The organism is Saccharopolyspora sp., assembly GCF_017434145.1.
Taxonomy (GTDB): domain Bacteria; phylum Actinomycetota; class Actinomycetes; order Mycobacteriales; family Pseudonocardiaceae; genus Saccharopolyspora_C; species Saccharopolyspora_C galaxeae.
Map to the genome: position 1 here is coordinate 1 of NZ_JAFRFW010000099.1, position 9,611 is coordinate 9,611.

General features: G+C 70.6%; 12 protein-coding genes and 1 pseudogene. 3 read left to right on the plus strand and 10 right to left on the minus strand.

The annotated features are described in order from the left end of the window. Window positions 1–326, plus strand: a 326-nt coding sequence (locus IJH84_RS02580) for a carbohydrate kinase family protein (protein WP_295139781.1), incomplete at its 5' end; no start/stop codon positions are given. Window positions 327–538: 212 nt separating this feature from the next. Here IJH84_RS02580 and IJH84_RS02585 read toward each other — a convergent pair. Next, on the minus strand, window positions 539–835 hold the full coding sequence (locus IJH84_RS02585) for a hypothetical protein (protein WP_295139783.1): 297 nt from the start codon (window positions 833–835) through the stop codon (window positions 539–541). Between the two features lie 403 nt (window positions 836–1,238). Between IJH84_RS02585 and IJH84_RS02590 the strand changes: the two genes are divergently transcribed. Further along, a complete protein-coding gene (locus IJH84_RS02590; protein WP_200070638.1) occupies window positions 1,239–1,502 on the plus strand; it encodes a hypothetical protein in 264 nt (87 codons plus the stop codon). Between the two features lie 134 nt (window positions 1,503–1,636). Here the strand turns inward: IJH84_RS02590 and IJH84_RS02595 are convergent, their stop codons facing one another. Genes IJH84_RS02595 through IJH84_RS02635 form a run of 9 tightly spaced genes read right to left on the minus strand, consistent with a single transcriptional unit; the run spans window position 1,637 to window position 9,039 of the window. Beyond that, window positions 1,637–2,428, minus strand: coding sequence for an IclR family transcriptional regulator (locus IJH84_RS02595; RefSeq protein WP_295139786.1), 792 nt, complete (start codon window positions 2,426–2,428; stop codon window positions 1,637–1,639). Window positions 2,429–2,470: 42 nt separating this feature from the next. Next, window positions 2,471–2,854, minus strand: coding sequence for a 4-carboxymuconolactone decarboxylase (gene pcaC / locus IJH84_RS02600; protein ID WP_200070636.1), 384 nt, complete (start codon window positions 2,852–2,854; stop codon window positions 2,471–2,473). Next, window positions 2,851–3,615, minus strand: coding sequence for a 3-oxoadipate enol-lactonase (gene pcaD / locus IJH84_RS02605; protein WP_295139788.1), 765 nt, complete (start codon window positions 3,613–3,615; stop codon window positions 2,851–2,853). Before pcaD ends, pcaC begins: the two co-directional genes overlap by 4 nt. Then, window positions 3,612–4,928, minus strand: coding sequence for a 3-carboxy-cis,cis-muconate cycloisomerase (pcaB, locus tag IJH84_RS02610; protein ID WP_295139790.1), 1,317 nt, complete (start codon window positions 4,926–4,928; stop codon window positions 3,612–3,614). Before pcaB ends, pcaD begins: the two co-directional genes overlap by 4 nt. Before the next feature lie 19 nt (window positions 4,929–4,947). Continuing rightward, complete coding sequence (gene pcaG / locus IJH84_RS02615; RefSeq protein WP_295139792.1) at window positions 4,948–5,526, minus strand: protocatechuate 3,4-dioxygenase subunit alpha; 579 nt, start codon at window positions 5,524–5,526, stop codon at window positions 4,948–4,950. Beyond that, entirely contained in the window at window positions 5,526–6,260 is a 735-nt protein-coding gene (gene pcaH / locus IJH84_RS02620) for a protocatechuate 3,4-dioxygenase subunit beta (RefSeq protein WP_295139794.1), read from the minus strand. Before pcaH ends, pcaG begins: the two co-directional genes overlap by 1 nt. 9 nt (window positions 6,261–6,269) lie before the next feature. Beyond that, window positions 6,270–7,451, minus strand: a complete 1,182-nt coding sequence (locus IJH84_RS02625) for a thiolase family protein (RefSeq protein WP_295139795.1) — start codon at window positions 7,449–7,451, stop codon at window positions 6,270–6,272. An 8-nt stretch (window positions 7,452–7,459) separates the two neighbouring features. Further along, the gene (locus tag IJH84_RS02630; RefSeq protein WP_295139797.1) at window positions 7,460–8,218 is read right to left on the minus strand and encodes a CoA-transferase subunit beta; all 759 of its coding nucleotides are present in this window, start codon (window positions 8,216–8,218) and stop codon (window positions 7,460–7,462) included. Beyond that, entirely contained in the window at window positions 8,215–9,039 is an 825-nt protein-coding gene (locus IJH84_RS02635; protein ID WP_295139799.1) for a CoA transferase subunit A, read from the minus strand. The genes IJH84_RS02630 and IJH84_RS02635 overlap by 4 nt, the downstream gene beginning before the upstream one ends. Window positions 9,040–9,212: 173 nt before the next feature. Here IJH84_RS02635 and IJH84_RS02640 point away from each other — a divergent pair. After that, a pseudogene (locus IJH84_RS02640) lies at window positions 9,213–9,611 on the plus strand (glycosyltransferase); the annotation flags it as partial.

A 9,611-nucleotide genomic window follows, 5' to 3' on the forward strand; every position in this document is an offset into this window, starting at 1 on the left:
AGCAAGCCCTTTTCGCCGACCCGGACGCTGCCGCCACAGTGGACCGGCTGCGCGGTCTGGGCGTCGAGGACGCCGTGGTCACGGACGGCGCCAACGGCTGCGTCCTGCTCGACGGCGACGGGACCCTTCGCCTGCCCGCCGAGCACGTCCCGACGGTCGACGACTCCACCGCCGCAGGCGACGCCTTCAACGCCGCCTACCTGGCAGCCCGCCTCACCGGCACCGCCCCGCCCGATTCCGCCCAGCACGCCCAGAAAATCGCCGCCACGGTCATCTGCCACCCGGGCGCCATCGTCGCCGACGAGGTACTGCCGAAGCGGGCGTGATGCCAGCCCTACCCGAGCGTGCGCAGGAAGCAGTGCAGAAGTGAGTGAACGGACTGTTCGTCCAATCTAGTCGGTCGAACGGTCCGTTCACTCCTGGGATGTGCTGCTGCGGCGAGCCGACACGCCCGCGCGTCGCCGGATCGGCGCAAGTGTGGCGCGTGGTGAAGGGTCGTTCGCTCCCGCTAGACCGCCTGCTCGATCAAGGACTCGTGCTACCCGCCGGGTGTGGAGTGCCTCGATGTCGACCGAAGGCGAAGCAGGAGCCATTGCTTCGGCGATGGCTTGCACGTATCCAGGCGTCCGCAACAGGCCGGGGCGCCGCCGATACCGGCGAGGATCGCCGCTCCGGACGGGATCGTGACCGCACCGAGGTCGATGTCCGCGGTGGCGTAGCGCAGCGGCATGTTCGCGAACGGCGTATTCCAGGACAGGTGTCCTGGCGAACGCCCGCCGAGGCGGACATCGAAGAGGTGCTCGACGACATCGTCATCGGTGTTGTCGCGGGGCACCCGGATCGCGATGGCGTCAGATCCTTGTTCGAGCCGTGGTGCTGGATCACGAGCGGAGGATCGCCCCCGGCCCGCTTCGCGATCGCGCGGACGGTCGCCTCCTCGGGCCCGTGCTCGTGTTGGTGGCCGACCGTCTTGTGTCCACAACGGACGAAAAGTCAATGACCGTTCTCGCAGGTGAGGTGCAGGTGGTCAATGTCCGGACGGGTGCAGTTGTCCCCGGACAATCCCCGGACATAGATCAAGGGCGGGAACCGTCGCCCGATCGCTATGTTCGTTCCTGCCGACCCGCTCCGGGCGGCTCTGGGGTTCCGGACCAACGGGGTCCGGACGAACATGTGGGGTGAAGATGCGACGCACTGCCGTCATCGGTCTCTTGACCGCGACGATTCTTTCAGGTGGGTTGACGCAAGGGGTGGCCAATGCGGCGCCCGCGCAGCCGGAAGCGAAGGGCCTGGCGCCGAGCTGCTTCCACACCAGCGCCAGCGGTGGGAACGCCACGGTGACGATCTACTACAACAACACCTGCTCGTCGCAGCAGCGCGTCAAGTTCGTGATCCAGCGCGCGGTGGACAGCAACTGCATCACCGTCAAGGCGGGCTACAAGGGCTCCTACAAGTCCGGCGCCGGCACGGCGCCCGAGCTCGACAAGGTGGAGTCCTGCTGATCCGCGCAATCGGATAGGCCGCGGTGCTTGGCAGGACGACATGCCCGCGAATAGCCGGATCGGCGCAAGCTGGTGCGGAGTGAACGGACCGGTCGCCCGATTCTCGGGACGGCGGTCCGTTCACTCCAGCACGGTCACGGCGTGCTCGCCGCCGAGCCCGGTGCCACGCGCAGGTCGGCTTCGATGTTCGCGGTGGTTTCCAGCAGCGGTGGCAGCAGGTTCTCCCGGGCTTCGGCTCCGGTGGTGCGGCTGGCGTGCGAGGAGATGTTCGCCGCTGCGATCACCCGGCCCGCGCGGTTGCGGACGGGGGCGGCGATGGACCGCAGGCCGGCTTCCAATTCCTGGTCCACCAGCGCGAAACCCCGTTCGCGGATGCGCGCGAGTTCCTGGCGCAGCTCGTCCGGGCTGCTCAGGGTGTGCGGGCCGAGCGGGTCCAGGCGCACCCGCGACAGGAACGGATCCAGCTCGTCAGCAGGCAGGTTCGCCAGCAGCACCCGGCCCATCGACGTCGCGTAGGCGGGGAACCGGGTGCCGATGTTGATCGAGACGGTCATGATCCGGCTGGTCGGCACGCGGGCGATGTAGACGATGTCGTCGCCGTCGAGCACCGACACCGAAGCCGACTCGTGCACCTGCGAGACGAGCCGCTCCAGGTGCGGCTGCGCGATCTCCGGCAGCGAAACGCTGGACAGGTAGGCGAAACCCAGCTCCAGCACCCGCGGGGTCAGCGTGAACACCCGCCCGTCGCTCCAGACGTAGCCGAGCTGCGCCAAGGTGTGCAGGAACCGCCGCGCCGCCGCCCGGGACAGGTCGGTGGTCCGGGCGACCTCGCTCAGCGTCATCTCCGGGCGGGACTCGTCGAAGGCGCGGATCACCGCCAGCCCCCGCGCCAAGGACTGCACGTACCCGCCGGTTTCCGATTCCATCGTTCTCCTCGCTCGCCCGGCCAGGTCGCCGGAGACCCCAATTCACTCGCCCTCGGCGTCCAGCACGTCCTTGGCCAGCGCGAACGCGCGGTTCGCCCGCGGCACGCCCGCGTAGATCGCGACGTGCATGAGCACCTCGCGGATCTCTTCCGGGGCTACGCCGTTGCGCCGGGCGGCGCGCACGTGCATCGCGAACTCCTCCTCGCAGCCGGTGGCGGCGAGGATGGCCAGGGTCAGGCAGCTGCGGGTCCGGCGGTCCACGCCGTCCCCGGTCCACACCTCGCCCCATGCGTAGCGCGTGATGAAGTCCTGGAATCCCTCGGTGAACTCGGACTTCTTCGCCTCCGCGCGGTCCACGTGGGAGTCGCCGAGCACCGCGCGGCGCACTTCCATGCCCTCGGCGTGGCGCTGTGCGTCCTCGCTCATCGGATGCTCCGCGTGAAGTGGTGCAGCAGCAGGCGGTTGACCGGCTCCGGCCGTTCGGCGTTGGCGAGGTGCGAGGCGTCCGAGAGGATTTCCACCTGCGCGCCGGGACTCTCGGCGCCGATGAGTTCGGCGTGCGGCGGGGGAGTGGCCGGATCGTCGCGCCCGGCGATCACCAGCGTCGGCGCGGTGATCTCGCCGAGCTTCGGCAGCAGGTCCATCTCCGCGATGGCCTCCGCGCATCCCGCGTAGCCCTCGTCGCTGCATTCGGTGACCATGTTGCCGAACTTCTCCGCGATCTCCGGCTTCGCCGCCGTCGCAGGGGTGAACCAGCGGCTCACCGAACCGTCCACAAGGGACTTGGTTCCGTGCTCGCGGGCCTGCGCAGCGCGTTCGCGCCACGCCGAGGCCGGGGTCAGCGATGCCGAAGTGCACAGCAGCGCCAGCCGCCCGATCCGGTCCGGGTGTCGTTCGGCCAGCCACATCCCGGTCATGCCGCCCAGCGACACCCCGGCGAAGTGCGCGCGCTCGATCCCGAGCGAATCCAGCAGTTCCAGCACGTCCCCGCCGAGGTCGGCCAGCCCGTACGGGCCGGGCGGAGCCGAGCTGCGGCCGTGGCCGCGCTGGTCGTAGCGCAACACGCGGAACCGCTCGGCCAGTGCGGGCTCCTGGTCGTCCCACAGGGACAGATCGGTGCCCAGCGAGTTCGACAGCACGACCACCTCGGCCCCTTCGGGCCCGGTGAGTTCGTAGTGCGGCATCACGGCGAATTCCCTCCCGCCTCGTGCAGCGCCAGCGCACGATCGATGAACGCGCCCGCCGAACCCAGGTTGTCGCCGGGCTCGGTGGCGCGGATGATCTCCTGTTCGGACAGTACTTCGCGAACCCGCTCGTCGGCGATCAATTCCGCGCGCAGCGAAGTGCCCCGCTCGACGACCCGCTCGCACAACTCCTTGACGAGTTGCTGTGCCGCATCGCGGCCCATTGAGCCGAGCAGTGCCGAGGAAGCGGCCGCGGCCAGCACCAGACCGCCGGTGAGGTCCACATTGGACGCCATGCGCTCCGGGTGCACGCGGAGATTCGCCAGCAGCCGGTCGGTTCCCGCTGCCGTGGCCGCGACCAGGCGCAGCAGTTCGCTCAACGGCTCCCATTCGGACTGCCACGCACCGGCGGCGCGTTCGTGCGCCTGCGGCATCGCCGCCAGCAACGTGCTCACCAGGCCGGGAACGCGGTGCGCGGCGGCGCTGATCAGCACCGATCCCGCCGGGTTCTGCTTGTGCGGCATCGCGGAGGAGCCGCCGGAGCTGCCTTCGGTGAGCTCGCCGATTTCGGTCTGCGCGTGCAGTTCGACGTCCAGCGCGATCTTGCCGAGGCCGCCCGCGACGGTGCCGAGCGCGCCCGCGAGTTCGGCGATCCGGGTGCGGTCGGTGTGCCATGGCAGCACCGGCTCGGCCAGTTCCAGCTCCGCGGCGAGGTGGCCCAAGACCTCGACGCCGCGACCGCCCAGCGAGTCCAGCGTCCCGGCCGGACCACCGAGCTGCACCGCGAGCCGCGTGGTGAACACCCGCTCCAGCTGCTCGGTGGATTCGGACAGCGCGGTCAGCCACGCGGCGCAGCGACGCCCGAACGTCGTCGGCAACGCCTGCTGCAACAGCGAGCGCCCGATCATCACCGTGCCGCGGTGTTCGCCGGCCAACCGCGCGCAATGCCCGGCAGCGCTGCGCAAATCCGCGAGCACCCCGCGCAACGTGCGGCGTGCCACCAGCATCGCGGCGGTGTCCAGCACGTCCTGGCTGGTCGCACCATTGTGGACATACGGGCGCGCGTCCGCCGGGACCAGCTCGCCGAGGTCCGCCACCAGCCCGATCACCGGTGTTGCCGAGGACACCGCGCGCTGCGCCAGCGATTCGAGGTCGAACTCCTCGGCGCGGCAGTGCCGGGTGATTTCCGCGGCCGCGGATTCCGGAACGAGCCCGGCGCGGGCTTGGGCGCGCGCCAGCGCGGCCTCGAAATCCAGCATGGCCTGCACCCAAGCGCCGCGGCCGGTGCCCGCCGCGGCATCGGGGGTGCTGAACATCGGCGCGAACAAGCCGGGCTCAGAGGTCGAAGAAAACGGTCTCGTCATCGCCCTGCAGCCTGATGTCGAACCGCACGCTGCGCTCGTCGGCCACCGCGATCAGGGTGCCGCGCCGCTCGGCGTCCACTGCGGACAGCACCGGATCGGCGGCGTTGGCAGCCTGCTCATCGGGGAAGTAGATCCGGGTGACCACGCGGTTGAGCATTCCGCGCGCCAGCACCGTGACGTCCAGGTGCGGCGCCTCGGTGCGACCGTCCGGAGTGGGCAGCGGACCCGGTTTGACGGTGCGGAACCAGAACCCGCCCTGCGGATCGGTGCCGCAGCGCCCGAAATTCTCGAACGAGGCCGACCCGCCGCGCGGATCGTTGGGGTGCGAGAACCGGCCCTGCTCGTCGGCGCCCCAGAGCTCGATCACCGCGTCCGGCACCGGCGTGCCGTCGCCGTCGAGCACCGTGCCGCGCACGACGATCGATCCGGGCGTGCCCGCGGGTACGATCTCCGGGCCGTCGTCCCACATCATCCCGCCCGGCAGCGCGAAGAACGGCCCGACCGTCTGCGACGGCGTGGTGCCCAGTTCGTCCACTGTGGAGTCCGTCATCAGTCGTCGTCCTCCTCCTCGAACACGGTCGCTTCCGAGCCGCGCAGCACGATGTCGAACTTGTAGCTCAGCGCCCACTCCGGCACCGTCGTGTCCAGGTGGAAGCTGCTGATCATCCGCTCGCGGGCGGCCGGGTCGCGCACCGAGTTGAAGATCGGGTCCTGGTAGAACAGCGGATCCCCCGGGAAGTACATCTGGGTGATCAGCCGCTGCGTGAACGCCTGCCCGAACAATGAGAAGTGCAGGTGCGCGGGCCGCCACGCGTTGTCGTGGTTGCGCCACGGATACGCCCCGGGCTTGATGGTGACGAACCGGTAGTAGCCGTCCGCGTCGGTCATCGCGCGCCCGACACCGGTGAAGTTCGGGTCCAGCGGCGCGGGGTGGCGGTCCCCGGCGTGGCGGTAGCGACCGGCCGCGTTCGCCTGCCACAGCTCCAGCAGCGTCTCCGGAACCGGTTTGCCGTCCGAGTCCAGCACCCGGCCGCTGACGATGATCCGCTCGCCCAGCGGTTCGCCCTCGTGCTGCACCGTCAGGTCGTGGTCGGTCTCGCCGACCCGGTCGTGCCCGAGCAGCGGGCCGGTGACCTCGGTGAGGTACTGCGGCAGCAGCTGCAACGGCCGCTTCGGGTGCCGCAGCGCCGAAGACCCGTACTCCGGGGTGTCCAGCGGCGGGTGCGAGTCGCCGTCCGGGCGGTACTTCGGCACCAGCAGGCCGGAGCTGTGTTGTGCGGTCATCGTCGACTCCTACGCTTCGAGTACCACTGCCAGGCCCTGCCCGACGCCGATGCAGATCGCCGCCAGGCCCCAGCCGCCGCCGTTGCGCCGCAGCTGATGCGCCAGGCTGCCGAGGATCCGCGCCCCGGACGCGCCCAGCGGGTGCCCGATCGCGATCGCCCCGCCCTGCACGTTGACGATCTCCGGATCCAGCTCCGGCCACTCTGCCAGGCAGGCCAGCGACTGCGCGGCGAAAGCCACGTTGAGTTCCACCGCGGCCAGGTCGCTCCAGCCGATGCCGGCGCGGCGCAGCGCGGTGTTGGCCGCCTCGACCGGGCCGATGCCGAGCACGTCCGGATCCACCCCTGCGACGCCGCGGGCGGCGATCCGCGCGAGCGGCTGCGCGCCGAGGTCACCTGCCACCGACTCGGAGCCGATCAGCAGCGCCGACGCGCCGTCGTTGAGCGGGGAGGAGTTGCCCGCGGTGACCGTGCCGTCCGCGCGGAACGCGGGCTTGAGCCCGGCCAGCTTCTCGGTGGAGCTGTCCGGGCGGATGCCCTCGTCGCGGGTCAGCTCGGTGCCGGGCACGGCCGCCACCTCGGCGTCGAACAGACCCGCCTCCCAGGCCGCGGCCGCGCGCCGGTGGCTGCGCACCGCGAAGGCGTCCTGCTCATCCCGGCTGATCTCGTAGCGGTCCGCCAGCAGTTCGGCGGAGGCGCCGAGCGCGATGGTCCAGCGCTCGGGCATCTCCGGGTTGACCATCCGCCAGCCGAGCGTGGTGGAGTGCAGCGTCTCGTGGCCGTTCGGATAAGCCTTCTCCGGCTTCTGCAACACCCACGGCGCCCGGCTCATCGACTCCACGCCGCCGGCGATCACCAGGTCGTTGTCGCCGGTCTGCACCGCGCGGCTCGCGCCGATCGCGGCCTCCAGTCCGGAGCCGCACAGCCGGTTCACCGTCGATCCGGCCACGCTGGTGGGCAGCCCGGCCAGCAGTGCCGCCATCCGCGCGACGTTGCGGTTGTCCTCTCCGGCGCCGTTGGCGTCGCCGAACGCGACGTCCTCGATCCGTGCCGGGTCCAGCCCGGAAGTGCGCTCGACCAGCGTGCGCACCACGTGCGCGGCCAGGTCGTCCGGGCGCACCGCGGCCAGGCCCTTTCCGTAGCGGCCGATGGGGGTGCGCACCGCGTCGAGGACGTAAGCCCCGTTGCTCATGGAAGCTCTCAGTCCTTCCCGATCGTTGCTTTGAGTTCCCGCAGCACGCTGAGCTCCGTTTCGGTCGGCGGGTCCTGCACGCCCGGCTCGTCGACGACCTTGAGGTCCCAGCCGGTGGCTTCCTTGACCTGCCCGACCTCGACGCCGGGGCTCAGCGTGGTCAGGGTGAGCTCGCAGGTGTCCGGATCGGGCTGCATGACGCCCAGATCGGTGATCACCTTCACCGGGCCGCGGCCCTGCAACCCGAGCTTCTCCCGATCGCCCTTGCCGCGGCCGAACCCGACGGAGCTGACGAAGTCGACCTGCTCGACGAAGCTGCGGGTGCTCTGGCGCATCACGATGAGCACTTCCCGGCAGTTCGCCGCGATCTCCGGGGCACCGCCCGCGCCGGGCAGCCGCACCTTCGGACTCGCGTAGTCCCCGCCGATCACGGTGGAGTTGATGTTGACGAACTTGTCCACCTGCGCGCCGCCGAGGAAGCCGAAGTCGATCCGGCCCGGCTGCAACCAGTAGTTGAAGATCTCCGGCACGCTGACCACCGAGTCCGCGGTGTCGGCGAGGATGCCGTCGCCGATCGACAGCGGCAGCTGGTCCGGCTTGGTCCCGAGCGTGCCGGACTCGTAGACCAGCACCAGGTCCGGGGCGTGCGTGCGGCGGGCGAGGTTGGCTGCGGTGCTGGGCAGGCCGATGCCCACGAAGCAGGCGGCGCCGTTGTGCAGCGTGCGCGCGGCGGCGACGCTCATCATCTCGTCGGCGGTGAACGTCATCGCGCGCTCCTCTCGGCGGTGGTCCGCACGTTCGCCTCGATCCAGGTCTCGAATTCCTCGCGGCTGCGGGAGATCGCGTCCCAGTTCTGGTAGTAGCCGTTGTCGCGCTCGTAGAAGCCCTGCGCGTAGGAGGGGCGCGCTCCGCCGGGCGCTTCGGCGACCGCGGTCACCGCCCACTTCGGCAGCACCACACCGCCCGGGCGCGGGGTGAGCTCGTCGACGATCTCCTCGACGGTCACCAGGGAACGCTTCGAGGCGAGCACGGTCTCCTTCTGCACCCCGGTGATGCCCCACATCTGCACGTTGCCCGCCCGGTCGGCCTGCTGGGCGTGCACGATGCCGACGTCCGGGTTGAGCGCGGGCACCGCGGCCAGCGTCTCGCCGGTGAACGGGCACTGGATGGTCTTGATGTTCTCGGTCTGCTCGACCAGGTCGGTGCCGGTGTAGCCGCGCAGCACCGCGAACGGCAGCCCGGAGGCGCCCGCGGCGTAGCGGTTGGCCATGCCCGCGTGGCTGTGCTCCTCGATCTCCAGCGGTACCGGCCAGGAGTTCTGCACGGCATCGCGGAACCGGTGCAGCGAGCCGACACCGGGGTTGCCGCCCCAGGAGAACACCAGCTTGCGCGCGCACCCGGCGCCGATCAGCTGGTCGTAGACGATGTCCGGCGTCATCCGCACCAGCGTGAGGTCCTCGCGGCCCTGCCGGATGATCTCCTGCCCGGCCGCGACGGGGATGAGATGGGTGAAGCCCTCCATGGCGACCTCGTCGCCGTCGGCGACCAGCTCCGCGATGGCTTCGGACAGCGCCAGGATGCGTGCCACCCCGATCAGCTCCGATCGTGCGCATAGTGAACAGATGTGCTTAATACGAACATAGCGAGCGGCTGGATGGCCGGTCAAGAGATCCCGTTCGCCCACAAACGAACTGCATTGATTCCGAACCCTTCGCCGGAAACCGCACGTGTGCGCGAGCGCGGGCGGCTAAGTTGAGCGGAATGCGCGTCCTGTTCACCGCGCTCGCCGCGTACGGGCATGTTCATCCGCTGCTGCCGCTGGCCGTCGCCGCCCGCGAGCAAGGCCACGAGGTCGCTTTCGCGACCGGCCGGGTCATGCACGATCCGCTGCGCGCCGCGGGTTTCGAACCGATCGACGCCGGAGCGTCGATCAGCGAAGCGGGTGCGGAGGCCGCCAGGGACCTGTTCGGCACCGAACTCGGCGAGCTGTCGCCGGAGCAGTTGCCCGCGGTCGGGGCCGCCGCGTTCGGCACGGTGCTGCCGCGGCGCTTCCTCGCAGACCTGGAACCGGTGCTCGCCCGGTTCGAGCCCGACCTGGTGGTGTTCGAGGCCGCCACCGGCGGAGCGGAACTCGCCGCCCGGCGCGCCGGGGTGCCCGCC

Excerpts from the sequence above, each read along its gene's own strand:
- IJH84_RS02625 (WP_295139795.1), bottom strand. The coding sequence starts at position 7,451 with ATGAGCAACGGGGCTTACGTCCTCGACGCGGTGCGCACCCCCATCGGC.
- IJH84_RS02595 (WP_295139786.1), bottom strand. The coding sequence starts at position 2,428 with ATGGAATCGGAAACCGGCGGGTACGTGCAGTCCTTGGCGCGGGGGCTG.
- pcaB (WP_295139790.1), bottom strand. The coding sequence starts at position 4,928 with ATGTTCAGCACCCCCGATGCCGCGGCGGGCACCGGCCGCGGCGCTTGG.
- IJH84_RS02630 (WP_295139797.1), bottom strand. The coding sequence starts at position 8,218 with ATGACGTTCACCGCCGACGAGATGATGAGCGTCGCCGCCGCGCGCACG.
- pcaG (WP_295139792.1), bottom strand. The coding sequence starts at position 5,526 with ATGACGGACTCCACAGTGGACGAACTGGGCACCACGCCGTCGCAGACG.
- pcaH (WP_295139794.1), bottom strand. The coding sequence starts at position 6,260 with ATGACCGCACAACACAGCTCCGGCCTGCTGGTGCCGAAGTACCGCCCG.
- pcaC (WP_200070636.1), bottom strand. The coding sequence starts at position 2,854 with ATGAGCGAGGACGCACAGCGCCACGCCGAGGGCATGGAAGTGCGCCGC.